Below are 23,241 nucleotides of genomic sequence, written 5' to 3' on the forward strand. Positions count from 1 at the left end.
CCCATGCTGGAGATCAATACCGTTCGGGCAGGCTACGACCGCACCACTGTGCTGCACGGCGTGACCGTCTCCGTCCCGAAGGACGGTGTCGCGGCCGTCCTGGGCCACAACGGCGCCGGCAAGAGCACCCTCCTTCGTGCGGCCATGGGCCTGCTCAAGCTGACCGGCGGGACGATCCTGCTGGACGGCGAGGACATCACCCGCCTCGCCCCGCACCAGCGGGTCGCCCGGGGCATGGCATACGTTCCGCAGGGCCAGCAGTCGTTCCCGCACCTCACCACCGCCGAGAACCTCCAGCTCGTCGCGGACGGACGCCCCGACGGCAAGGAGGCGATCGCCGAGGCCCTGGACCTCTTCCCCGTCCTGCGCGAGCTGTCAGCGCGCCGGGCCGGCCTGCTCTCCGGCGGCCAGCGCCAGCAGCTCGCCATCGCACGCGCCCTGGTGACCCGCCCGCGGCTGCTCCTGCTCGACGAGCCGACCGAGGGTATCCAGCCGTCCGTCGTCGCCGAGATCGAGGAGACGATCCTGGCCCTCGCCCGGCGCGGCGGACTGTCCGTCCTCTTGGTGGAACAGCACGTCGGCTTCGCCATGCGGGCGGCCCAGCACTACTACGTCCTGGAGGCGGGCCGGGTGACCTCATCCGGCGAGGGCGGAACGGGCGCCGAGCAGACCGTGCGGGCAGCGCTCAGCGTCTGAGGGAGCGCTCAGCGTCTACGGGTGATGGGTGGCGCTCAGCGCGTATAGGTGCGATGGGCGCCGTCAGAGGACGACGCGGGTGTGGGAGACGAGCCGTTCGCCGTCGAAGACATGCAGGATGAAGGCGGGCGGCCGCTCGAAGTCCAACGCGTCGTCCTCGGACCATCCCTCGGGGAGCACCAGCTCACCGCAGCATCGCAGCGGGGTAGCGGCTGCCTGCCGAGCCGTGGGTGCTGAGCCGGGGAAGGTGCCGGCCCCGGCTCGAATGCCATGTCGCTGGCCGTCGGTGAGGAGTCGGGCGATGGTGTCTTCCCGAGCCGGGCGGCCCCCCAGGAATCTCGCGGCGCTCATCGGGCTCTGGGTCGGTCGCCTCTCGGCAGCTGCTCGGCGGCCAGGTCGTAGGAATCCTCGACCGCGTCGGTGATCAGATGCTCGGTGATGCCGGGTCCAGGCCCCAGTGAGATCCAGTGGCGCTTGTCGAGGTAGCGGCCCGGGGTGATCGAGGCGTGGCCGCGCTCCAGTGCTCGCGCGTGCTCGGGTTCGCACTTGACCGTGATGATCTGGTCGTCCGGGTCGTCGGTGACGATCAGGAACACCTTGCCGGCGACCTTGTACACGTCGAGTCCCGGGGTGAAGAGGTAACCGTGGCTGACGCCCGGGAGGGCCAGCGCCGCCTGGCGGGCGGTGTCCTGAAGCCGGTCACCGGCCGCGCTCACCGGGCCGCCCGCCTGCCGGTGCCGTAGGTGTGCGGGTCGACAGGCCGCTCGGCCTTGGGTAGATGGGCGACGACGAGCCGGTAGGACTCGGTGACGAGCTCCCTGACGAGTTCCTTGTCGACGCCTTCTCCACCCTCCAGGGTGATCCAGTGCTTCTTGTTCATGTGGTAGCCGGGGGTGATGTGGCGGTACTGCTCCCGCAGGGCGTGGGCCTCTCCGGGGTCCGCCTTGAGGATCACGACGGGCCGCCCCGGGACTTCGGTCATCAGCATGAACACCTTGCCGCGCACCTTGTAGACCTCCCAGTCAGGGCCGAAGGGGTGCTCCAGCTGGGATCCCGGGAGTTCCTCCGCGCAGTCGGCGGCGGTCTTGTGCAGGGCCGATCCGTTCATGGGGCGTTGCCTTCCTCAGGTGGTGACGGACTGTGGCATCGAGGAATGTGGAGGGCGCGCCGCGCGGGCGGCGGTGGCACCTCCATCCTTCCGCCGCAGCCGAGCAGAAGGGCGGTAAGCTGCGGACACGTGATGGTCGACAAGCGACACCCCGGCTCGAGCGGAAACGCGGCCAGTCCGGCCGCAGTTCCGCTGTTCGCTTTCCAGCCCCCGGTCGGTACCCCGTACGGCCTTGAGGTCAGTACCGTCGAGGACTTCTTCGCCCACCACGACGACTGGCCGTGGAACCCGCCCCGTCCGGGCCGCGCCACCTTCCACTACCTCATCGCCGTCACCGAGGGTGAGCTGCAGCACGACGTCGACCACGTCACGCGGACCGTCGCCCCCGGCCAGTGGCTGTGGGTCCGTCCCGGACACGCACAGTGCTGGCATCCGCCCGGCGCGGCCCGCGGCCCGTTCATCCTGTTCGAACCAGACGTGCTGCGGCCCGACCTCGCCCGTCTCCTGGCCCCGCTCACCGCACACGAGGCCCCTGCCGTACTCAGCCCGCACCCCGACGACACCGCCTGGCTCCAGCAGACGGCACTCCAACTCCTGGACGAACACCGCGCACTGGGGCGCCGCCCCCTCGACATCCACCACGCACTGCGGCGCAGCCTGCTCGAATCGCTGCTGCTGCGCCTGGCCGACTCCCCGGGCATCCCCTCCATCGGCACGGCCACGGCCCACGCGGGCCGCGCCGACCGGTACGCACGCTTCCTGGACGCCTTGGAGCTGCACTTTCGCGAACTGCACCAAGCCGCGGACTACGCAGAGTTGCTCGGCTGCTCGGTGCGCACCCTCAGCCGCGCCGCCCGGGACGCCACCGGGAAGGGAGTACGCGAGCTCATCGACGAGCGGCGCCTCCTGGAAGCCCGACGCCTGCTGGGAGCTGCCCGGTGGGATGCCCGGACTGTGGCCGTCCACCTCGGCTTCACCGACCCCGCGAACTTCGGCCGCTTCTTCCGCGACCGCACCGGCTTCACCCCGGCCGCCTTCGCGGCCCGCGCAGCGAGGACCGACGCGTGACGGAAACCCGGTGGAGGCCCCGTGCCGTCAGGAGGCGATGGCTCCCGTCACGGTCTGCGTGCGCTCCCATGGAATCCGTAACTCCCGTCGGGGGCCCGCGTGTTACGCCCAAATCGGGGCCAGTCCTCTGCCCTCACCGGTCCGCGTCCTGTCGGGCAAGACCGTTGAGGATGACGTTCATCAGAGGCCGTGCCCTTGATCCCCACTCATCCCGGTCCAGTCGGCCGAGGTATGCGATGAGCAGGAGGACCCCGTGGGCGTCCACGTCCGCGCGGATGGAATCTGCCGCTTTCCCGGCGTCCAGCAGGTGACCGAGGGCGCCCTCGATGGGGTTGTGGCTGTGGGCGACAACGTCCTGCCACGCCGTCGCCTCAAGCGCTGCCAGGACGCCGCGCTTGATCCCGGCGTAGTCGATCACTCGGTCGAGCCAGTGACGCAAGGCTTCCAGGGGTTGGTGTTCCGCCAGAAGAGCGGAGGCGGCGGCCACGAGTTCTTCGACATCGCGCCGGTAGACCTCAGCGAGGAGCGCTTCGCGGTTGGAAAAGTGCCGGTAGAGCGTTCCCTGTCCTACACCGGCGCGCTTGGCGATCTCGTTGAGGCGGACGTGGTTGGACTCGGCAAGGGCTGCGCGGGCGGCCACCAGTATGCGGGTCCGGTTCTGCGCCGCATCCCGACGGCGTGCTGGCGCGCTCATAGGCCTCTCCTTGTTCCGCCCGCCACATGGACACGTATCCGGTAGGGCGGGCCGGGCGCGGGAAGGCAGACAACGAGGAGAACCCGGTGGACTCCTGCCTTCACTGCGGCGGCTGCCGCGATTTTGCCGCCCTGCCCGTCGACAGCGTCCGCCTGTCGCGGGCGGCTCCGATCGCGCCCGCGGTGAAGACGACTGCGTCGGCGCCTTTCAGACGTCAGGTCGCTGAGAACCGGCTCTGTTTGGTCGGATTCGAGGTTGTGCGCCTGCTCGGTTTGGCGGTGAAGGCCCGCGACCTGGTCGCCCTGTTCGATGAGTCGTGCGGCGAGGCGGGAGCCGACGCCGCCGGTGACCCCGATGGCGAGGCCCGGGACATGGTCCCCTCCTCTCGTTGGTTGACGATCTCGGGGGTTTCCGGCTGGGTCTCAGTCGATGGCCTCGATGGTGACGTCGACCGTGCCTTCGTACTTCTTCAAGGCATCGGCCCCCGAGTCGATTTCGCCGAGGATGACGATGCCGGGGTCGGGGATGGACTGGCCGTCGTGGTCATAGAAGAGGGCGATGTCGGGGCCGGGTGACCAGTAGGCGATGTTGCCGATCTCGTAGCTGGACTGCGGCGTGCCGCCTGCGGTGAGAGACCGGGGCAGGTGACCGTACTTCTCGCGCTTGAGCAGGTCGTCCATCTGCAGCGTCAGCGGAAGCAGCGAGGCGAAGTCGCGTGCCGTCACGTTGTCGTCGAGGAGTGCGTTGAGGACGGTCTCTCCGGCGGTCAGTCGGATTCTCGTAGGGCTCCTGCTCTCTGGGGTGTTGCCGGCAGCGGGTACGGGAGCTCATCGACGAGCGGCGCCTCCTGGAAGCCCGGCGCCTGCTGGCAGGCGCCGGGTGGGATGCCCGAGCTGAGCCGTCCATCAAGGACTTCTCCCACTCCAGTGCCAGTTCCTCTCAGGGATGCTGTGGCCGGCCGTCGTCGACCGGCAGGCATCGTGCGCGGTTGTTTGTCGTTTCTCAGTTGCCCACGTCTCAGTCGCCCAGGACGACGACGTGCTTGCCCGGCGTGGTGCCGGACTCGAGGTCGGCCTGGGCGTCACGGACCTGTTCCAGGCCCTGGTAGACCTTCGCGACCGGGACTTTGAGACGCCCTGCGGCGATGGCCTGGAGCTGGCCGGCGAAGACGTCGGCCGGGAGGTCGGCGGCCTGACCGCCGTAGGACGTCAGCCGCACCCCACCCGGGATCATGAAGGGGGTGAAATCGGGGATCGTCCACTGGCCCGCGAGGGCTCCGGTGAAGCAGACCGTGCCGTGCCGGCGGACGGTGCGGAGGGTGTCGGCGAGGACCGAGCAGCCCACCAGCTCCAGTACGGCGTCGACACCCTCCGGCATCAGCTCGCTCACCTGGTCGGCGATCGTGCCGCTGTCGACGAGGGGATGGTCGACGCCCGCGGCCCGCAGGTCCCCGGCTCTTTCCGGGCTGCGGGTGGTGGACAGCACGGTGGCTCCAAGGTCCTTCGCGATCGTGGCCGCGCTCAGCCCGACCGTGGAGGTGCCGCCGCGGATCAGTAGCGTCTGCCCGGCCTTGAGATCCAGGCCGGTGGTCAGCGATCCGTAGGCGGTCTGGAACATCTCCGGCAGCGCACCGACGATCTCCCACGGCAGGCCGGTCTCAAACGGGATGACCTGCGCCGCGGGGACAGTCACGTACTGGGCGTACGCGCCGTCGTACGAGCGGCCCATGCCGCCCATCATTGTCGCCACCTGCTGTCCTGGCCGCAGCTCGCTGTCCTCGTCGGTCTCGTCGACCACGCCGACGCCCTCGATGCCGGGCACACGCGGGTAGGTGACCTCGGCGTCCGACTCGCCCTTGCGGGTGGTGACTTCGGACTCGTTGACGCCGAACGCCTTCACTCTGATCCGCACCCAGCCGGGCTTGCGTGCGGGCACCGGCACATCCTTGATCTCCAGTGCGTCGAGGCCGCCGGGCCGGGTGACGACGACGGCCCGCATCGTCGCCGGTGCGGCGTCACCGCCTGCTGACGATTGGCTCATGTCGAGCTCCTTACTCTGTTCGCCCCCCGGTGCGCTGTTCAGGACCGCCCGTTGATCGTCAGGGGCGGGCGATGTTCTCGAACAGGTCGAGGACCTCCTGGTAGTGGGCGCTGGGCTCATACGGGAGGTCCCCGGCACTTCCCGAGGTGGGCCGGTCCGAGACGGCGGGCCACAGACGCCTCTGCTCGCCGGTGACGAAGTCGAGGACGATGTCGCGGATACGCGTGTCACGGTCGGCCTGTTCGGGGCTGCGGCCCGGCCGTTCCTGGCCCACCAGCGCGTACATCTCGGTGCCGTGCACGGCGGGCGCGCCCTCGGCGGGCCCGATCGCGAGGAGATGGGCGTTGCCGCCGGCGGCGGCGTGGGCCAGAGCGCCGCGGGCTGCGGGGAGCGTGAAAATGTAGTCCGTCAGGGATGCGGCGCGGACCTCGGCAGGGGTGCGGCCGCCCTGGTCGTAGATGTCGACGATCTTCCTGGCGCGGGAGCGGGGAATGCGCCACCCCGCGAATTCGTCAGTGACGCGCTCGACGGTGTGTGGGTCGAAGCGGTCGAGGTCGTTCGCCACCCACCAGCCCATCTCGTCACTGGCCGTGCTCAGCAGGACGTCGATGTCCCGGTGCGAGCCCGAGGCCAGGACGTCCAGGGGGTGGGCGTGCACCACCGAGCCGGGCTGTCCGGCGTCCAGGACGACACCGAGACTCTTGTTGTCCATCCCGCCACGGACTCCGAGATCCGTCGGACAGACCGTGTGCAGGGCGGCCACCAGGGAGGCCGCGTCGAGGTCGATCAGCTTGTCGGGGTTGCCCGCGACACCGAGTTCGGTGACGAACCGCTCCGCGAGCTCCTCGGCCCACCAGGTCGGGACGAGACGAGAGGGCGCGCCGGAGAACCCGGCCAGCCGCCGGTACAGGCCGTCCGCGGAGGAGGCCCCGAGCAGCCCGAGAGTGGAGTAGGCGCCGGCACTGTGGCCGAAGACGGTGACCTCATCCGGGTCGCCACCGAAGGAGGCGATGTTGTGCTTGACCCAGGCGAGGGCGGCGATGACGTCCTGCAGGCCCAGGTTGCTGGCCTCGGCGAGCCGCCCGCCGTACTGCGACAGCGAGAGTGCGCCCAGTGCGCCGAGCCGGTAGTTGACGGAGACGCTCACCACGCGTCCCGTCGCGGCGAGACCGGCGGCGTTCGAGGTGGTCTGCGTGTTCGCTCCGTACTCGAATCCGCCGCCATGGATGTACACGGCCACCGGAAGCGCCTTCCCGGCCGGCTGCTCGGGAGCCCACACGTTCAGGTTCAGGCAGTCCTCGCCCATCCCGCTGTCCGCTTCGAGCCAGTCGCCGGCATCGGGCTGGACAGAGACGACGCCCTTGCGGTCATAGGGACGGTCTGGATCGAAATCCGCGACCACGGGGCGGCGGTACCGCTCGGCGGTGGCGTACGGAATTCCCCACCAGGACCGCACCCCTGGTGCAGTCGGAGCCTTGGGCGCGGTCGCGGTCATGGCGTGAGATTCCTTCCGGTGCGGTAGAGGTAGTGCGCGCGGCGTGTCGGCGGCTAATCGCTCGCGATGACGCTCTCCAAGCATTCCCTGGACTCCGGCAAAGTGGCGTGCGGATAGCGGTCACCTGGTGGTCATCAGGTGACACCTTTCCTCACCTCCTTCTCGTCGCCGGGCCACCGAGGCGGCCTGGACGGCCTGAGCTCCTGCCGTCAGCGCGCCCGGTGGACCTTGGCCCGGGGAACCCAGCCGTGCAGGCACAGCACGGCACCGCCGGTGAAGGGAATCGCTGCGGCCGCCGCGGAGGTTGATCAGCGGTGACCGCCCGTCACCCCGGCCGGCGTCCGCAGAAGGCGGTCCCGACGTCCCGTCGTAGACGGTGCGGTGCGGTTGCTGCCGCTGGCGGTGGTACCAGTACCCGCCCCTGGCCAAGGACTCGAGCTCGTCGCTCCTGCGCGCGATGGCTGAGTTCCCGATCGTCCACTGCGCTTGGTCGACTGCGGGCACTGCGCTTGGTCCACCGCGGGCGAATACTGCAGCGCTCGAATACCGACACTCCACCAGTGATCTGGATCGGGTAGCCACCCGTGACAATGCCCTGTCCCCGGCATTGCAGCTGCCGGGGACAGGGCGTTGTCAGGGTGAGAAGCTGTGTCAGAACCCGGAAATTTGTGACGCTCCGTGAGTCGTGGCTCATTCCGGACGCGTCAGGAGACATGAAGGGCCGGGAGTTTCCCGGCCCTGCGTGGTGGGGGGCGTGTGAGCTTGACGCCTGGCCGCCGCGGCCGTGTGCCGGGCGGAAGTGGCTGCCGTCCTGCACGGACACGGGTGCGGGTACGGTCAACGCGGTACACGGCGGGCACGGCGCCAGGCGCTTTGCCAATGGCGCCAGGTATCCGCGCCGTTGACACCGACGGCGCCCGCCACGGCGACGATGGACAGCAGCCCGAAGATCCAGGAGAGGGTGAACCCGACGAGGATCGCCATCCCCGCAAAGCTCACTCCCGCGTACGTGGCGACCAACCGCTCGGCCAGTTCGGTGTATCGAATGGACCCTTCGATCAGCAGCACGTTCCCGTAGTGCAGTACGAACCAGCCGCCGACCAGGATCAGTCCGAGATAGGTGAGTGTCCATTGCGGCCATGGTTCGTACTGTTCCTCCCACCGGTGGTGCACACTCTCCTGCCAGGCCCACACAATGCCCTGCGATTCGGCGACGACGACCTCCGAGCTGTGCCGCTCACTCCAGTTCGGCCCGATCTGGAACGTCGGCTCCGAGGCCCCGTCGAGATACACGTACAACACGGACAGGCCGCCCCAGTCCTCCCGCTCGCGTGTTTTCGTGATGGCGGCGGTCCGCACAGGCAGGCACTGGTCGACACCACGCTCGGCGATACACGCCGACACGACCTGTTGCTGGTGCTCGCGGTGGTGCGCCGGCCCGATGCGCCAGGCGCCCAGTCCCACGAGAACCAACCCGAACACGATGCCGGCGACCCACCATGAACTGCCGTTGTCTCGCCAGCGCATTTGGCAAGTAGAACAGCGAAAGGCGGAACCGTACAGGTGGTAGCGGATCCGCTGTTCCTGGCCCTTCGTCGCACTGCGGACCTGGAGTCCGCCGAGCGGCCCTCCCTCGACCAGGGGAGCCGTAGGGCGCGGCCAGGACAACGACTGAACGTCCACCGCCTGCGGAGAAGGCGGCCCGGTTCGGCCTGCCAGCTGCTGCAGCCTGGCGAACGAACTTGCTCACCAGTCACAGACGGTCACCGATCAAGGGATATGGCACAGCTTTTGACAGGAGCCGGGTCAGTGACGGGTCAGTGACGGGTCAGTGGACGCAGGCCGTGCAGACGGTGCCGGTGAACGTGTGATCTGCGGCGGCAACATTGCGGCCGGTCAGATGAGCAGCAGCGTCCAGCGAGGCGGACAGCGGCCGACGGACAGCAGTGCTGAACTGGTGATGTAGCGGTCGACCTTCGCGGCGCGCTCGCCGGGGTCCTTCAGCACCAGGCAGTCCACCACGCTGCGGGTATGCCAGGAGGCTTCGTCCCGTCCCCACTTCTTCTCCGCCTCTTCGGCGCTCATGCGGAGGGCGTCGCCGATCACCCCAGCTGGTGCCCCGGACTCGCTCAGCAATCACAGTTCCGGTGGCGCCGTGTTCACGGCCGTGTGCACCGACCACGGCCCCTACGAGGTCCTAGTCACCCCCGACCGGCCCGAGCCGTACATCGACCTCGCCACCCTCTACCGCAACCTCGTCAAAGAGCGCCTGCCCTCACCGCCGCGCACCCTCAACGTCATGGTCAAGGGCGGCGACTGGGCGTATGGCTGCCAGCTGGTCGACGAGGCCTTCGCAGCCCTGCCCGGCCCGGGCGCCCCGCCGCGCATCTTCACCCCGATGGTGCTCACCGACACCGGCGCGAAGCTGTCGAAATCGCTGATCCGCGAGGGCACCGTCCCACCCCCGCCCGGCGCCAGGTCGTGGATGCTCGACGCCACCGCCTGGGACGGCAGCGTCGACGACTACGACGCCATTTCAGTTGGCCAGTCTGCGGTGGCATATGAGGGTCGCGGCGATGACGGTGAAGGCGAGGAAGTGTTCTGGCTTGCGCTCGTAGCGGCGGTGGAGTCGGCGGCAGCCGGACAGCCAGGACACGGTCCGTTCCACGACCCAGCGGTGTCGGCCCAGGTGTCGGGATGACTCGATGCGGCACTGTCAGCTTTGACGCACCGTCAGATGATCACACAGGTGATTTGTAATCTTCGCCTCTGATTCCGTGACTGAAGCGCCGAATCGGCCTGCCGGAGGGCGGATATGATTGAGGTTTTCCTTCTTGATCGTCTGACGTTCAGTCAAAGTTGACAGTGCCCTCAGTGCGGTAGTGGGCGGCGGTCCCTGTGGCGTGCGGGTTGAGTTCGGGGCGCAGGACCAGGTCCTCGTCGTAGTCGCCGCCGTTCTGGTGGCGGAACGGCAGCGGTCCGGCGTACGGAAGGTCCTTGAGACGCTGGCGCAGGACGTTCGCGTGGAAGGCGTACGCGGCCTCGTCCACACGGTCGGCTCCGTGGACGAGCAGAGGGGGCAGGACCTCGATCCCTGCGTACCACAGCGTGCCGTGCTGGAGAGGGAAGAGCAGGTCGTTGAGCTCACCGTTGACGCCGCGAGGGCCAAGGCTCGCTTCTCGAGCACCGGCACTGACGACGACCATTGCGCGCTTGCCCGCGAGCGCCCCCTCGCCGTAGCGCACTTGGTGCCCCCCGGCGTCGCGGACGCCGAAGGCGAACCCGCCGACGAAGACGCGGTCGAACCAGCCCTTGAGGATGGCCGGCATTCCGTACCACCACAACGGGAACTGCACGATGAGCGTGTCCGCCCAGGACAACTTGTCGTGTTCGGCTGCGATGTCAGGGGACAACGCACCCCTTTCGAAGGCATGCTGGGCCGCGCTACCGACGACGAGCCGCTCGCCGTCGGGGTGAGAGAAGTCACTGGCCCGGACGACCGGGTCGAAATTCATCGTGTACAGGTCGCTGGTGCGCACCTTGTGCCCCTGGTCCAGGAGGTGTTGGACACCGTCGCGGTACAAGGAGCCGTTCAGGGAACGGGGTTCGGGGTGGGCGGTGAGCCACAGGACTTTCACTGTAGGTTCCCTTCTGGCAGATCCATGATCGTGCGCACCTACCCAGCCCGTCCTGGGGCAACCCGTCGCCGGGGCCGTCCCGGACGCGGTGACGCCGAGTCTTCGCCAGTGGCCTGGCGAAGACTCCAGTGCGCGGGGTCACGGCGCGGCCTACTTGGCCTCCACCACCTCATCCGTCAGCAGCGGATAGACCCCGTTCTCGTCGTGGTCCTCACGGCCGCTGAGGGCCGGGGTGAAGATGCACAGGAACGTGCTGTCCTCGATCGGCTTGATCGTGTGGTTGTCGGCGTCGTCCAGGATGTGGAGGGTGCCGGGCGTGATGACGTGTTTCTCGTTCTCGTCGCGGTCGACCAGAATCATCTTCCCGGAGATGCAGAAGACGGCTTCCACGTGGTTCGCGTAGCAGATGTCGGTCTCGGTTCCGGCGTACACGACGGTCTCGGAAACCGACAGGGTGCGGCTGGACAGATCAATCGAGGACGGGTAGACAAGCACGCGAAGCTCCTGGGCGGACACGGGTGATCTTGGTCGAGAACCCGTCTACCAGGAGCTTCGTCGTTGCGCAGGACAGTCCAACTCGCGACCAGCAACGCAGCTTGCAAAGGGCTCAGTCTTCCGCAACTTCATTGTGATTCCCCCTGGTCCGTAGGTCTCCCGCAGTACCGGTTCGTGCGATGCGGGAACGGGCTTGACGCTAAGACCGGGAAACGGCCACGCCAAGGGCCGCACACGCCATCTGGGAGACCATAGACGCCACAGACCGCTCAGTTCCTGCCGGATGCCCGGCCGCAGTGGTGATCACAGCCGGCCACCGCCACGGCGCAACCATTCAGCCGCCTCAGGGGTCACATGTTCTGAAGGAATTCCCGTATGAGACGAAGAGGGTCGACGTGCGAAGAAGAGCTTTGGCAATGACCGCTGCGGCTGCACTGGCTGCCGGAGGCCTGGCCCTGCCCCTCGCTGCGCCGGCCTCCGCCGCCACCGCTAAAGCCGACGACTTCAACGGCGACGGCTACATGGATCTGGTGGTCGCCACTCCCAGGGCCAAGGTGAACGGACAGACGGAGGCGGGGCAGGTGACCGTCCTGTACGGCTCGTCGTCCGGCGTTTCGACGAGCCGTTCCGCCCTGCTCAGCCAGAACGCCGCGGGAGTGCCGGGCACGGCGGAGGCGTACGACAGGTTCGGCGCGTCCTACACCACCGGTGACCTCGATGGCGACGGCTACACCGACCTGGCCGTCGGCGTGTCGGGGGAGGACACGACCGCTCCGGAGATCGGCATCGTCCAGATCCTGTGGGGCGGCTCCACGGGGCTGGCCAGCGGTGGACTGACGGTGTACGGAGCGTCGGGCGCGAGCTCCGCGTACCAGTACGGATCCGGCCTCACGGTCGGTGACTTCGACGGCGACGGTCACGACCAGCTCGCCGTGACGGGCTACGCCGGAGTCTCGGTGTTCGACGACAGTTTCACACGGGCCGCGGCTCCCGCTCGGACCGAGTTGTCCACCGGCTCCGGCGAGGCGAACCGGGGTACCGGATCGATCGTGACGGGCGACTTCGACGGCGACGGCGCCGACGAGCTGGCCGTCAGCGGGACAAGGGACATCGACGACGACGAGCCCTCGGGCGTGTGGCTCGGCTACTACGCGGGCGGCGCCGACGGCATGACGCTCACCGAGGATCCCGCGTCCGTGCCCCTTGATGTCGCGAGCGCACGGGCCGCGGGCGACCTCGACAAGGACGGGTACGACGACCTGGTCACCACTGGGCAGGGGGACTCGGGGGCAGGCACCATCGCCGTGCACTACGGCGGCGCCGACGGAATCCCGGGCAGCACGCGCAGCCGGCTGATCGACCAGGACACCACGGGAGTCCCGGGCGTGAACGAGTCCGGCGACGCTTTCGGCAGCGGCGTTTCGATCGGCGACGTCGACGGCGACGGCTATCCGGACGCGGCGGTGGGCGCGCAGCTCGAGACGGTCGGCACCCTCCAGTGGGCGGGAGCGGTCTGGCTGCTGAAGGGTTCGGCCTCCGGTCTGACGGGCAGCGGTGCCCAGTCCTTCACACAGAACACCGCGGGTGTGCCCGGCGTCGCCGAGAGCAGTGACCGCCTGGGGTACGCCGTGCGGCTCCAGGACCTGAACGGCGACGGCCGCGCGGACCTCACCGCCGCCGCCCCCGGCGAGGACGTCTTCGACGACAACGTCCACCATGCCGACGGTGCCGACTGGGTCCTGCGCGGCAGCCCCTCGGGGCTCACGACCTCCGACGCCGTCTCGTTCAGCGAAAAGGCGTTCGGCCTGACCTACCGAGACAAGTTCTTCGGATCGGTCCTCGGAGGCTGACCGAACGGGACCCCACCGCTCGCCGGCATGTGCGGCCAGCTGCGCGCGGAAGCCGTCCCACTTCAGCTCTGCGGGCGACGCCAGATACGCAGGCTGATGTGCCCGCCCGCTTCACCTCTCACGCGCCTTGGGCTGTGTCGTTGGCTCCGAGGTTTCCGGGGTCAACGACACAGCCGGTCAAACGGACTGCGCGCAGCAGGAAGAGGCGAGGATCCCGTGCCGTATGCGGTCCTGCGGTCCTGCGGTCGTCGGGCACCACAATGCGACCCAGTGCGACTCGTGCAGTCGAGGCTGCCGCCGACGTATGCACCGCCGTGAACCCGGACCAGGGCCGATCCGGCGGATGGGGCCAGTACACACGCGCGGGGACCGCCGCCGGCCGAGCCGTAGGGGCGGACGGCTACCCGGGGCAGCTCCGGGAATTGGCGCACAAGGTCGACCTCCTCGGCGCTGGCGGGCATCACCGGAATGGCGCTGGCCGCCGTGGGCGTGTGGCGCGGGCCGACCAGGAGATTGGCATCGCGCAGCGCGTCGGCCAGGCCGCGGTGCTCGGCGCAGCGGCCGTAGAAGTCAGCAGAGCGCGGCGACAGCCTGCCCCTCGCCCCGCGACGCTGTAGCAGCGCCACACAGACGTCCTGCTCGTGATCGTCTTCTCACCCTTCACGTAGCAGGCGGTACAGAGGGCTCCCGCAGGCCCGATGCCAGCGGGAGCTTTCCAGGACAGCGACCGGTGGACATGGACGTGGAGCAGCCCTAGCGCCCACACTGCGAGGGCGCCACGGATGTGCTCACAGAACCCGTCGACGCCCGCATGCGGGCCTTCGGGCGCGATACCGGCGTTCATCCCCCCGTGGTCGTGGCCGGCACCGACAGTGCCCCAGCACCGGTCAACCCCAGCCCCGCCGACGGCCCCCCGGGAGAGGTCTAGGGCAAATCGGCCCACCAGCGGGTGCGCGTCGACCGGGCCGGGCGATCCTGCGGTCAGGAGCGTGGAAGCGCGAGCACGAATGGGAGCCCCAGATGCCCGATCTCGGCCAGAACGTGGAACAGGCGAAAATGGCATGCCGGTACTACGGGCACTGTCACGTTGGCTGACCGGTGGGATGATCTTCGGGTCGATCAGGCTGGGAGGGTCGTCCGTGGGGAGTGCGTCGCTGTCGTACAAGGGGCACCGGTACCCGGTCGAGGTGATCTCCCACTGCGTGTGGCTGTACTTCCGGTTCCCGCTCAGCTTCCGTGTGGTCGAGGAGTTGATGCTTGAGCGCGGCGTGATCGTCTCCTGCGAGACCGTCCGCCGCTGGTGCGTGAAGTTCGGGCAGCGGTACGCCCATTCGCTGCGCCGTCGCCGGCCCCGGCCTGGTGACAAGTGGCACCTGGACGAAGTCTTCATCGAGATCAACGGCGAGCAGAAGTACCTCTGGCGGGCTGTCGACCAGGCCGGCATGGTGCTGGACATCCTGGTGCAGAACCGGCGGGACAAGACGGCGGCCAGGCGATTCTTCCGTCGTCCGGTGAAAAGGGACCCGTACGGTGCCGCGGGTGGCCGTCACGGACAAGCTCCGCGTCTACGGCGCCGCTCACCGCGAAGTCATGCCCTCGGCCGAGCACCGCTCGCACAAAGGGCTGAACAACCGGGCCGAGAACAGCCATCAACCGACGAGGCAGCGTGAACGGGCGATGAAGGGCTTCCGCTCCGCTGCAGGGGCGCAGCGGTTCCTGTCCGCGTTCAGCGGTATCTCACCGCACTTCCGGCCCTGTGATGACCGCCCCCGACTACCGAGCCGAAATGACCATCCGCTTCACCATCTGGGACCACATCACCGGCACCGCCGGCCAGCCCGCAACAGCCTGACCCAAGGTCGACACCCCGCCCCACCACACCCCGGTACACCATCAGGCACCCACACACCCAACAACGTGACAACGCCCCGCAAATCCCTTGTGGTCTGCGGAGCTTGTCATGACGGTATCCACGGGAGGCGGGCCGCAGAAACGCTCACGTTGCTGATCGGTGACCGCCTCGACATCACCGGGGCCCCTGGGGACTCACCGGCGCCGAAGCAGTGCTGAAGAATTCGAGGCCGTCATGACCACACCGGCCCCACAGGCCGCGTGACCGAACCCGTCACCCAAATCTGCAGCAGACCCAAGCGCATGCGATCCGCCGTTGCATGAAGACCGCGTGATGCGGCAGCCGCGCATCGCATACTTTGACTGTACTCTCGCCTTACAGTCAAAGCATTTTCCACTCCTGCCGACGCTGGCGCGTCACTTCACGGGAACTTTTATTCCGAACAGTTTTTCCGCATTTCGGAACGCAATTTTTTCCTTGGCTTCGCGTGGCAAATCGACGCCGCGGAACCAGTCGGTCTGCTCCTTTATGTCCGCGAACGGGTAGTCGGTTGCGAACATCACTCGATCCACGCTTATGTACTTCAGCAGGAGGTCGAGCAGTTCGGTCTGGGGGAATGCGCTGGTTGTGACCCAGAAGTTGTCCTGGAAGTATTGCCCGATGGGCTTCTCGAGCGAGTCTTTGGTCGGCTCGCCCATGTCATTGACGATCCGCTCGTAGTAGAAGGGAAGACCTTCGCCCATGTGGCCGATGATGATTTTCAGTTTGGGGAATCTATCGAAAACCCCGTACGCGATCATCCGAATGCATTGGGTCAGCACCTCCTGGTGCCAGCCATATCCAGACCCACTGAAGATGTAGTCTTGGTACTCTTCCGTGTATTTAGACCGTGTGGTGCTGTAGTAGATCTTGAAGACCTCGTCAGCTGGATAGCCGGGATGCAGGTAGATCGGCACATCGAGAGCAACGGCACGCGCCAGCACAGGCTCGAAATCGGGATGATCGAGATACTTCTTCGCGATGTGTCCGTTGGTTAGTGCGCCCAAGAAGCCATCTTCCCGAACCGAGCGTTCCAGTTCGTCCGCCGCCGCCTCCGGGCTCTGCAAGGGCAAGGTGGCGAAAGCCTTGAAGCGGCCCGGATATTTGGCGATTGGCCCGTCTACAAGTTGCCGGTTAAGGCGATAGGCAAGGTCGATGCCCCTTTGTCCAGGGACATTTTGCACGGAGGGTGTATGGGCAGATAGGATTTGAACGTTGAGTCCCCCCGCATCCATATCGCCGATGCGGCGTTGGCCTAGATCCGAAAGACCAGTTTCCTCAAGGAACGCTATGTGATCCTGATTGATGGAGTTCAGCTTCAACAACGTGGGAGTCGTAAAGGTCTCCTCCGTGCCGATGAAGGGCAGGTCCCGGTCTCGCAATGCAATGTCCGGAGTCTTGTCCGGAGTCTTGTTCCCGTCCGCTGCCGAAACGGCGGCATACGCGGACACGCCGGCACCAGCGCCAAGTGCCGTGGCAGCGGCTAGAAAGCCGCGACGTCCCATAGACTTCATGTCAGTCTCTCTTCAGGTGTTTGTGTGGTGTGGTATCCGTACGGCATCCGTCTGCGAGATGCTTCAGTTCGACCCTTCGTCGTCACCAGACGCGCCCAGGTGTCCGCCCACGCCGCGTCCCCCGCTTCGACCTCGACGCCGGCCACGCCGGTCCCGCCGAAACACTGCCAGCCGAGACCAGGGGTCTTCGCGTCCTGCTCGCGCACCGCGGCAGCGCCGCCCGGCGGCACCCCGTACACGTCGGCGTGGTGCGCGATGGCAACGTTCTCCGGTGCGAATTGGGTCCCGGTCAGGAACGCCGTCTCGGTCAGGCCCGGATCGATCAACTGGCACCGGTACCCGTCCGAGCCGCCGCCCTCCGGCAGCGCGGGCGTTAGGCCTCGGCCATCCTCAAGTCGACGAACCGCTCGCCGGCGCGCAGCGGCTGTGGTGGAGCTGACGACCCGCCCGCGTGCGCGCTGTGCGGGCCGGCTGCGGCGGGCCCCGCACTGTTGTCGGCGTGCGACCCGCGGGCGGCGACAGGGAACGCCGTCGCCAGCGCCCTGGTGGCCGCCCCGAACCTCAACCGCCCGGGCGGCGCTTTCCCTGACGGCGCTGCGTCGACTGCCATCACTCGCCTCCTACATACGGGTTGCATCGCTTATCTGGATGCCTACTTCCTACCGAGCGAACCTGAGACGAACGTTAGAACCCGTCCTTAAACCGTCGCGGTGCAGAGGCCGGACGAATGCTCGACGGCCGACGCTGTCGCATATGGCTCTCCACGCCCACTACCCGCTGATCGCCTTCGTTGGAGAGCGGCTCTTCGTCTATCGGACCGAGTTCGTCGACCCACCCTCCTGTGCCGCCGCCCTCGGCAGTTTCGGCTTCACTCTCTTGACTGCGGCGGAACTCCTGTCCTCGCTGGAGGATGCAGACACTTCAGCTCTGTCCAAGGCGGAGTGGCGCCAGTTCAAGCACTGGCAGCCCGCGACTCTTGGCGCGGCGATCTTCAACTCGTGGGACTGACGGGTCACTCAACCTGCGATGGCACGCGCTCAAGGTCCGGTGGCGCAGGACAACCGTTCCACTCGTCGGCGCGTACACCGAGGCCCGGCGCTCCAGCAGAGACGTCATGCCAAGTGCCGTTGTGGAGGCTGCCGTTCGCCTGCCAGGCGGGCGATACGTCCCCCACCGTGATCGTGTGTCTGCACCGCCTGCGCCCCCGCCGCCGACAGGGCCTCCGCCTCCGAACCGATGGCAACGGGCGCGGGCGCGATGGGCCGACCGGCACGCTCTGCCAGGCCTCGGGTGGACCCGGTCCCACGCCTGGGCTTCGGCCTTACCGTAGTTGGTGGTGTCGGTGACGGTGGTGATCGCCGCCTCGGGCCAGGTCTCGGGGTTGGCGAAGCGGAACTCCTTGCCGTGCTTCGGCGGTCGCCCGCCCTGGGGACAGGCCAGGGCGTACTCCTTGATCGAGGGCTTCGGCAGCCGCATCACCCGGTCGCTGCGGATCCGCCCCACCAGCCCGACAGGAGCCCTGATGCGACCCGGCCCGCAGGAGGGCGCTGTGGGAGATGTTCTCCGACCTGATGGACCTCGACGACGCCCACCGGTACGTCGCCGACCCGCTCGCCGGCATGGTCGCCCGGTACGACCTGGGCGACGACCACCGGTTCGTCGCCACCCTGTGCCCGGACATGAAGTTGACGCTGGAGCGGCCCGACCCGGACGTCGTCACCGCGGTGAACCGGTCGGCGGACCTGCTGCGTGAGGGGTGTGGGCCCCTGCTCGACCTCGTCGACCGCGTGGAGGCCCGCGACGCCGCGGCCGCGTGCAGCGGACGGGTCGACACCGTCACCGCCCGCACGGGCCGGGTGGACGTCGACGCGTCGCTCATCCGGCCCGACGGCCTCGTCGCCCGGGCCTTGCCCACCGGCAGGACCTCGACACCACCACGCTGGTGCGTGCGCTGGGCACATGGTTCGGCCGACCGGCCTGAGCACCGTATTAACAGTCGTCTCAGGTTCGCTCAGTACGAAGTAGGCATCCAGATAAGCGATGCAACCCGTATGCAGGAGGCTAGTGATGGCAGTCAACGCAGCGCCGTCGGGGGAAGCCCCGGCCGGTCGGTGGGCAGGCCGGTGGGTGCCGTGGTTGGTGATTGGCTTGTGGCTGGTGCTGGCGGCGGGCATGGTGCCGCTGAGCGGAAAGTTGAGCTCGGTCACCACCGACAGCGCCGTGGACACCCTGCCGGCCGGTGCCGAGTCCACCAAGGTGGCAGCGCTGGACGACAGTCTCCCCGGCGGTGAGGACAGCACGTTCGTCTTCGTGTACCACCGGGCCGGCGGCATGACCGCCGCCGACCGCGCGACGGTCGAGCGCCACTACGACACCCTTGCCAAGCGATACCCGCCGAAGACGACGGAGGCGGCCGGCGAGGACGACGAGGGCTCACCGACGAGCCTCTCCACCGACCGCAAAGCAATGACGTTCACCCTCGATGTGAGCACGGCCTACGGCCCACCGGAGGAGATCGTCGGCCCGTTGCGTGACGCCGCGAAGGACCGCCCCTCCGGTCTGGAACTGGACGTGACCGGCCCGGGCGCGATCGACGGCGACTTGGATGCCGTCTTCGACGGCATCGACGAGCAGGTCCTCCTCACCACCATCGCCGTCGTCACGCTCCTGCTGATCCTCACCTACCGCAGCCCGGTGTTGTGGATCATCCCGCTGGTGGCCGTCGGTGCGGCCGCACTGACCTCGATGGGGACCGTCTACCTGCTCGTCAAGGGATTCGGCATCGTGGTCAACGACCAGAACTCGGCGCTGCTGACGATCCTGGTGTTCGGCGTCGGCACGGACTACGCGCTGTTGCTCATCGCCCGATATCGGGAGGCGCTGCACCACCATGAGAACGTCCGGGACGCGATGGTCCACGCGATACGCGGCGCGGCGCCGGCCATCGTCGCGTCCGCGGCCACCGTGGTCGCCGGCCTGCTCTGCCTGCTCGTCGCGGACCTGAACAGCACCAGCGGGTTGGGCCCGATCGGTGCTGCCGGCATCCTGTGCGCGCTGGTGGCCATGCTGACGCTGTTCCCGGCGGTGCTCGTGGTGCTCGGCAGGCGGATCTTCTGGCCGGCCATCCCGCGGTTCAGCACGGCCGTGGAGGAGAAGCCGGGGCTGTGGGGACGGCTCGGCACCGCCATCAGCCGCCGCCGGTGGGTGGCGACGCTCGGCTCGCTCGGAGTCCTCGGCGTGCTCGCCCTCGGGCTGGCGGGCAACACCGGCGCCCTGCGGGAGCAGGACCAGTTCCTGTCCGCGCCGGAGTCGGTCACCGGCTTCACCGTTCTCCGCCAGCACTTCCCGGAGCTCGGCGGCCAGCCGATGGAGATCTTCACGCGGCCGGCGCACCAGGAGCGGGTGCTCGACGTCGTCAAGGACACGCGCGGTGTGGCCATGGCCATCCCGGAGCAGACCAGCGGTGGCTGGGCCAACATCTCCGTGTTCCCGAAGGACGCGCCGGACACCGCCGCGGAGTACGACACGATTCTGCGGGTGCGCACCGCCGTGCACGCGGTGAGCGGGGCGGAGGCGATCGTCGGCGGGCCGAGTGCGGAGAACCTCGACACCGAGGTGACCACCAAGCGCGACGAGAAGCTGGTGATCCCGCTGGTGCTCGTCGTCGTCCTGATCGTCCTCGGACTGCTGCTGCGCGCGATCCTGGCCCCGCTGGTCCTGATGTCCACCGTCATCGTCTCATTCGCCGCAGCCTTCGGGGGCAGCGTGTTCGTCTTCGACACGATCCTCGGGTTCAAGGGCATCGACTATTCGGTGCCGCTGCTGGCATTCCTGTTCCTGGTGGCGCTCGGCGTCGACTACAACATCTTCCTGACCAGCCGGGCCCGGGAGGAGACCGTGCGTCTCGGCACCAGAGAGGGCATGCTCAAAGCCCTCTCGGCCACCGGTGGCGTCATCACCTCGGCAGGCCTGGTCCTGGCGGCCACGTTCGGGGTCCTCGTCACACTTCCGCTGGTGATGCTGGTCGAGGTCGGGTTCCTGGTGGCCTTCGGCGTGCTGCTCGACGCCCTGCTGGTGCGGTCGGTCCTGGTGCCCGCCCTCACCTTGCTGATCGGCCGCCGGATGTGGTGGCCGAGCCGGCTGTCCCGTCCAGCGGCAAAGTTGCCGGACGGTCAACAGCCGCTCGCCGACGAGGAGGAGCCCGCGCTGCAACGGTGAGCGCGGCGGCACGGACGAGATCCGGGACGGGGACCCAGGCCCGTCCCGGATCTTTTGATGGGGCTCGACGGCCGCCGCCCTTTGGTCCTACGCCGTGCGGCCGGGGCCGGGGTCGGCGCACCGCGGTGGCCTGCCCCGACGGTGAGCCGCGCGGGGCCATGCCCGAGGGCCGCCGTCCCTTGTCCCGCGCCGCGCCGCCGGGGCGGGTCAGCACGCCGCGGTGTCCTCCCCGGTGGTGAGCCGCGCGGGCGGGGCGGGCGGGGCCGCGGCCGGAAGGTCGATGCGAAGCAGCGCGCCACCGCGTGCGGAGCGGGCGACGCTGGCCCGGCCGCCGTGGGCGTCGACGACCCGCTGCACGATCGACAGCCCCAGACCGGATCCCGGCAACGCCCGGGCGCTGTCGGCACGGTAGAACCGGTCGAACACCCGCGGTACGTCGGCGGCGTCGATGCCCGGCCCGGCGTCGTCGACCTCGAGCACCACCGACGCGTCCTCGGCACGGAGCCGGACCTGGACCGGCTGGTCCGCGGGGGACCACTTGCCTGCGTTGTCGATGAGGTTGAGCACCGCCCGCTCGAGCGCAGCGGGACGCCCGCTCACCCACACGGAGGTCACGTCGAGCGCGACCTCGACGTCGGGCGTGCGGGAACGTGCCCGGGTCGCGGCGGCCGCCACCACGTCGGCGAGGTCGAGCAGCTCGGTGTTCTCGTCGCTGACGTCACCGCGCGCCAGGTCGGTCAGCTCGGCGACAAGGGTGCTCAACTCGGCCACCTGGGCGCCGAGATCGGTCAGCAGCCGGGTCCGGCTCTCCGCCGGCAGTGCGCTGTCCAGGGTGCCGCGCCGATCGAGCCGGATCAGCAGCTCGACGTTGAGGCGCAGGCTGGTGAGCGGGGTCTTGAGCTCGTGGGCGGCGTCCTCGGCGAGCAGCCGCTGGGCCCGCCGGGAGTCCCGGAGCGCGGCGAGCATGTCGTTGATCGACTGGATCAGCCGCCGGATCTCCCCACCGCCCTCATCCGGGATGTCGGCGTCGAGATCCCGGGTGTGCGCGACACGTACCGCGGCGACGGTGAGCCGGTCGATCGGTGCCAGCCCGGTCCGCGCCACGGTCCGCCCGACAAGGGCGCCGCCCACCACGCAGAACAGCCCGATCAGCAGCATGCCGAACCCGAACTGGTTGATCGGGCTGTCGTCGGCGACCTGGGCCACCTGGACCGCGCCGTCGCCCGCCCGCAGCGTGTAGATGAGGTAGCCGTCCTCGTCGCTGTCGTTCGACTCCATCAGGTCGGCCGACGCGCCCTGCGCCACGCGCCCGGCGTGCTCGCTGACGGGGGGCAGCGCGGGTTGGCCGGCCGGCGTCCGGGTCGAGCCATCGGGCAGGATGACCCGCACCAGCCGACCGGATCCGGGATACGGCGGTAGCTGGACCTGCGCCAGACCGGCGCGCTGCGCGTTCGTCGCCAGGACGCGGGAGTCGGCGCGCAGCTGATTCTCGGCGCTGTCCTGCAGCTCCCAGCTCAGTAGCTCGCTGGCCACCTGGAAGGCCACGAACACGCTGACCGCGATGGCCGTCGCCGCGATCACCGTCAGCCTGCTCCGCAGGGACCGCCGGCGCCACCATCGGGTCAGCCGGCGCGGTTCCCGTCCGGCCGGCCTGCTCACGGAGGAGTCTCCCGCAACGTGTATCCCAGGCCGCGCAGCGTGTAGATCAATCGCGGCTCACCCTCGGCCTCCAGCTTGCGGCGCAGGTAACTCACGTATACCTGCAGGTTGTTGGCGGTGGCGCTCATGTCGAAGCCCCAGATCGCCTCGAACAGCGCGTCGCGGGTCACGACCCGGGTCGCGTTGCTCATGAGGACCTGCAGGAGGGAGAACTCGGTCCGGGTCAGGCGCAGCGGCCGCCCGCCCCGCCACACCTCGAACCTGTCGGGATCGAGCCGGACATCGGCGAACGACAGGATCTGCGACTCCCCGTCGGTCGGCGTGCGCCGGCGCAGCAGGGCCCGCACCCGGGCCAGCAACTCCTCGGTGGCGAACGGCTTGGGCAGGTAGTCGTCGGCGCCCGCGTCCAGCCCCGTGACCCGGTCGGAGACCTGGTCACGGGCGGTCAGCATCAGCACCGGCAGATCCCGACCCGCGGCCCGCAAACGCCGGCAGGTCTCCAACCCGCCGAGGCGAGGCATCATCACGTCGAGGATCAGCAGATCCAGCGTGTCGCCATCGGCCCCAACGACCCCGTCGAGCACGGCGAAACCGTTGGCGACGGTGCTGGTGTCGTAACCCTCGACCTGGAGCACCCGCTCCAGCGACTCACGGATGGCCGCTTCATCATCCGCGATCATGATCCGCACGCCGGCCCGCCCCCTTCCAGTCGATGTTTTTGCCGCTCATTGTCCCCGATCAACCTGAGGCCAGGATTAGAGCGTCGCTGGGGACCGCGCTCTTAGACGTCATCTCATTTGGCTGGGTAAGCTGCCGGTCGTGGTGAGGATCGTTGAGCGGCTGGTGCCGGATGAGTTGTGGGAGCTGTTTCAGCG

At 68.6% G+C, this 23,241-nt stretch carries 21 protein-coding genes and 3 pseudogenes; 7 read left to right on the forward strand and 17 right to left on the reverse strand.

Going from position 1 to position 23,241, the window contains the following annotated elements; genetic code table 11:
- Nucleotides 1-3 precede the first annotated feature (3 nt).
- On the forward strand, nucleotides 4-696 hold the full coding sequence (gene urtE / locus ACZ6BB_RS40685; RefSeq protein ID WP_471620131.1) for an urea ABC transporter ATP-binding subunit UrtE: 693 nt from the start codon (nucleotides 4-6) through the stop codon (nucleotides 694-696).
- 347 nt (nucleotides 697-1,043) lie between these two features.
- Here urtE and ACZ6BB_RS40690 read toward each other — a convergent pair whose 3' ends face one another.
- Together ACZ6BB_RS40690 and ACZ6BB_RS40695 are read right to left on the reverse strand one after the other, a co-directional pair.
- Entirely contained in the window at nucleotides 1,044-1,412 is a 369-nt protein-coding gene (locus tag ACZ6BB_RS40690) for an MmcQ/YjbR family DNA-binding protein (RefSeq protein ID WP_471620132.1), read from the reverse strand.
- The gene (locus ACZ6BB_RS40695) at nucleotides 1,409-1,804 is read right to left on the reverse strand and encodes an MmcQ/YjbR family DNA-binding protein (RefSeq protein WP_471620133.1); all 396 of its coding nucleotides are present in this window, start codon (nucleotides 1,802-1,804) and stop codon (nucleotides 1,409-1,411) included. The genes ACZ6BB_RS40690 and ACZ6BB_RS40695 overlap by 4 nt, the downstream gene beginning before the upstream one ends.
- Before the next feature lie 129 nt (nucleotides 1,805-1,933).
- Between ACZ6BB_RS40695 and ACZ6BB_RS40700 the strand changes: the two genes are divergently transcribed.
- On the forward strand, nucleotides 1,934-2,872 hold the full coding sequence (locus ACZ6BB_RS40700; protein ID WP_471620134.1) for a helix-turn-helix domain-containing protein: 939 nt from the start codon (nucleotides 1,934-1,936) through the stop codon (nucleotides 2,870-2,872).
- 133 nt (nucleotides 2,873-3,005) lie between these two features.
- On the opposite strand, the gene ACZ6BB_RS40705 is transcribed toward ACZ6BB_RS40700, so the two are convergent.
- From ACZ6BB_RS40705 to ACZ6BB_RS40750, 10 genes and pseudogenes are all read right to left on the reverse strand, one after another.
- Nucleotides 3,006-3,566, reverse strand: a complete 561-nt coding sequence (locus ACZ6BB_RS40705) for a TetR/AcrR family transcriptional regulator (protein ID WP_471620135.1) — start codon at nucleotides 3,564-3,566, stop codon at nucleotides 3,006-3,008.
- Nucleotides 3,563-3,922, reverse strand: a complete 360-nt coding sequence (locus ACZ6BB_RS40710) for an NAD-dependent epimerase/dehydratase family protein (protein WP_471620148.1) — start codon at nucleotides 3,920-3,922, stop codon at nucleotides 3,563-3,565. The genes ACZ6BB_RS40705 and ACZ6BB_RS40710 overlap by 4 nt, the downstream gene beginning before the upstream one ends.
- Nucleotides 3,923-3,988: 66 nt before the next feature.
- A complete protein-coding gene (locus ACZ6BB_RS40715; RefSeq protein WP_471620149.1) occupies nucleotides 3,989-4,342 on the reverse strand; it encodes a cyclophilin-like fold protein in 354 nt (117 codons plus the stop codon).
- A gap of 241 nt (nucleotides 4,343-4,583) precedes the next feature.
- Complete coding sequence (locus tag ACZ6BB_RS40720; RefSeq protein WP_471620136.1) at nucleotides 4,584-5,606, reverse strand: alcohol dehydrogenase catalytic domain-containing protein; 1,023 nt, start codon at nucleotides 5,604-5,606, stop codon at nucleotides 4,584-4,586.
- A gap of 58 nt (nucleotides 5,607-5,664) precedes the next feature.
- On the reverse strand, nucleotides 5,665-7,101 hold the full coding sequence (locus tag ACZ6BB_RS40725; RefSeq protein ID WP_471620137.1) for a carboxylesterase family protein: 1,437 nt from the start codon (nucleotides 7,099-7,101) through the stop codon (nucleotides 5,665-5,667).
- Between the two features lie 837 nt (nucleotides 7,102-7,938).
- Nucleotides 7,939-8,628, reverse strand: a complete 690-nt coding sequence (locus ACZ6BB_RS40730; RefSeq protein WP_471620138.1) for a hypothetical protein — start codon at nucleotides 8,626-8,628, stop codon at nucleotides 7,939-7,941.
- Nucleotides 8,629-8,997: 369 nt separating this feature from the next.
- Complete coding sequence (locus ACZ6BB_RS40735; RefSeq protein WP_471620139.1) at nucleotides 8,998-9,186, reverse strand: hypothetical protein; 189 nt, start codon at nucleotides 9,184-9,186, stop codon at nucleotides 8,998-9,000.
- Between the two features lie 451 nt (nucleotides 9,187-9,637).
- Nucleotides 9,638-9,808, reverse strand: a pseudogene (locus tag ACZ6BB_RS40740) (transposase); the annotation flags it as partial.
- A gap of 142 nt (nucleotides 9,809-9,950) precedes the next feature.
- Nucleotides 9,951-10,739 (reverse strand): NAD(P)H-dependent oxidoreductase, encoded by a 789-nt coding sequence (locus tag ACZ6BB_RS40745; protein ID WP_471620140.1) that lies wholly within the window; start codon nucleotides 10,737-10,739, stop codon nucleotides 9,951-9,953.
- Nucleotides 10,740-10,889: 150 nt separating this feature from the next.
- Nucleotides 10,890-11,234, reverse strand: coding sequence for an ectoine synthase (locus ACZ6BB_RS40750; protein ID WP_471620141.1), 345 nt, complete (start codon nucleotides 11,232-11,234; stop codon nucleotides 10,890-10,892).
- 416 nt (nucleotides 11,235-11,650) lie between these two features.
- Here ACZ6BB_RS40750 and ACZ6BB_RS40755 point away from each other — a divergent pair, with 416 nt between their 5' ends.
- A complete protein-coding gene (locus ACZ6BB_RS40755) occupies nucleotides 11,651-13,084 on the forward strand; it encodes an FG-GAP and VCBS repeat-containing protein (protein WP_471620142.1) in 1,434 nt (477 codons plus the stop codon).
- A 1,139-nt stretch (nucleotides 13,085-14,223) separates the two neighbouring features.
- A pseudogene (locus ACZ6BB_RS40760) lies at nucleotides 14,224-14,936 on the forward strand (IS6 family transposase).
- Nucleotides 14,937-15,352: 416 nt separating this feature from the next.
- Here the strand turns inward: ACZ6BB_RS40760 and ACZ6BB_RS40765 are convergent.
- Together ACZ6BB_RS40765 and ACZ6BB_RS40770 are read right to left on the reverse strand one after the other, a co-directional pair.
- The gene (locus ACZ6BB_RS40765) at nucleotides 15,353-16,489 is read right to left on the reverse strand and encodes an amidohydrolase family protein (protein ID WP_051948565.1); all 1,137 of its coding nucleotides are present in this window, start codon (nucleotides 16,487-16,489) and stop codon (nucleotides 15,353-15,355) included.
- Nucleotides 16,486-16,815 carry a hypothetical protein gene (locus ACZ6BB_RS40770; RefSeq protein WP_471620143.1) on the reverse strand — a complete coding sequence of 110 codons (330 nt, stop codon included), beginning with the start codon at nucleotides 16,813-16,815 and terminating at the stop codon, nucleotides 16,486-16,488. The genes ACZ6BB_RS40765 and ACZ6BB_RS40770 overlap by 4 nt, the downstream gene beginning before the upstream one ends.
- Before the next feature lie 427 nt (nucleotides 16,816-17,242).
- Between ACZ6BB_RS40770 and ACZ6BB_RS40775 the strand changes: the two genes are divergently transcribed.
- A complete protein-coding gene (locus tag ACZ6BB_RS40775; RefSeq protein ID WP_471620144.1) occupies nucleotides 17,243-17,497 on the forward strand; it encodes a hypothetical protein in 255 nt (84 codons plus the stop codon).
- Nucleotides 17,498-17,773: 276 nt separating this feature from the next.
- Here ACZ6BB_RS40775 and ACZ6BB_RS40780 read toward each other — a convergent pair.
- Nucleotides 17,774-18,004, reverse strand: a pseudogene (locus ACZ6BB_RS40780) (transposase); the annotation flags it as partial.
- A 41-nt stretch (nucleotides 18,005-18,045) separates the two neighbouring features.
- Between ACZ6BB_RS40780 and ACZ6BB_RS40785 the strand changes: the two are divergent.
- Together ACZ6BB_RS40785 and ACZ6BB_RS40790 are read left to right on the forward strand one after the other, a co-directional pair.
- Nucleotides 18,046-18,780 (forward strand): aromatic-ring hydroxylase C-terminal domain-containing protein, encoded by a 735-nt coding sequence (locus ACZ6BB_RS40785; protein WP_471620145.1) that lies wholly within the window; start codon nucleotides 18,046-18,048, stop codon nucleotides 18,778-18,780.
- Entirely contained in the window at nucleotides 18,662-20,707 is a 2,046-nt protein-coding gene (locus tag ACZ6BB_RS40790) for an MMPL family transporter (protein ID WP_471620150.1), read from the forward strand. The genes ACZ6BB_RS40785 and ACZ6BB_RS40790 overlap by 119 nt, the downstream gene beginning before the upstream one ends.
- Before the next feature lie 207 nt (nucleotides 20,708-20,914).
- Here ACZ6BB_RS40790 and ACZ6BB_RS40795 read toward each other — a convergent pair whose 3' ends face one another.
- Together ACZ6BB_RS40795 and ACZ6BB_RS40800 are read right to left on the reverse strand one after the other, a co-directional pair.
- Nucleotides 20,915-22,366, reverse strand: coding sequence for a HAMP domain-containing sensor histidine kinase (locus ACZ6BB_RS40795; RefSeq protein ID WP_471620146.1), 1,452 nt, complete (start codon nucleotides 22,364-22,366; stop codon nucleotides 20,915-20,917).
- On the reverse strand, nucleotides 22,363-23,055 hold the full coding sequence (locus ACZ6BB_RS40800) for a response regulator transcription factor (RefSeq protein ID WP_308409119.1): 693 nt from the start codon (nucleotides 23,053-23,055) through the stop codon (nucleotides 22,363-22,365). The genes ACZ6BB_RS40795 and ACZ6BB_RS40800 overlap by 4 nt, the downstream gene beginning before the upstream one ends.
- Nucleotides 23,056-23,241 lie beyond the last annotated feature (186 nt).

The sequence above is a fragment of the Streptomyces sp. NPDC041108 genome (genome assembly GCF_055592645.1).

Coding starts and splice junctions, on each gene's coding strand:
- ACZ6BB_RS40695 (WP_471620133.1), bottom strand. CDS start 1,804: ATGAACGGATCGGCCCTGCACAAGACCGCCGCCGACTGCGCGGAGGAA.
- ACZ6BB_RS40755 (WP_471620142.1), top strand. CDS start 11,651: ATGACCGCTGCGGCTGCACTGGCTGCCGGAGGCCTGGCCCTGCCCCTC.
- urtE (WP_471620131.1), top strand. CDS start 4: ATGCTGGAGATCAATACCGTTCGGGCAGGCTACGACCGCACCACTGTG.
- ACZ6BB_RS40735 (WP_471620139.1), bottom strand. CDS start 9,186: ATGAGCGCCGAAGAGGCGGAGAAGAAGTGGGGACGGGACGAAGCCTCC.
- ACZ6BB_RS40775 (WP_471620144.1), top strand. CDS start 17,243: ATGGCTCTCCACGCCCACTACCCGCTGATCGCCTTCGTTGGAGAGCGG.
- ACZ6BB_RS40720 (WP_471620136.1), bottom strand. CDS start 5,606: ATGAGCCAATCGTCAGCAGGCGGTGACGCCGCACCGGCGACGATGCGG.
- ACZ6BB_RS40790 (WP_471620150.1), top strand. CDS start 18,662: ATGGTGCCGCTGAGCGGAAAGTTGAGCTCGGTCACCACCGACAGCGCC.
- ACZ6BB_RS40765 (WP_051948565.1), bottom strand. CDS start 16,489: ATGAAGTCTATGGGACGTCGCGGCTTTCTAGCCGCTGCCACGGCACTT.
- ACZ6BB_RS40705 (WP_471620135.1), bottom strand. CDS start 3,566: ATGAGCGCGCCAGCACGCCGTCGGGATGCGGCGCAGAACCGGACCCGC.
- ACZ6BB_RS40785 (WP_471620145.1), top strand. CDS start 18,046: ATGTTCTCCGACCTGATGGACCTCGACGACGCCCACCGGTACGTCGCC.
- ACZ6BB_RS40725 (WP_471620137.1), bottom strand. CDS start 7,101: ATGACCGCGACCGCGCCCAAGGCTCCGACTGCACCAGGGGTGCGGTCC.
- ACZ6BB_RS40730 (WP_471620138.1), bottom strand. CDS start 8,628: ATGCGCTGGCGAGACAACGGCAGTTCATGGTGGGTCGCCGGCATCGTG.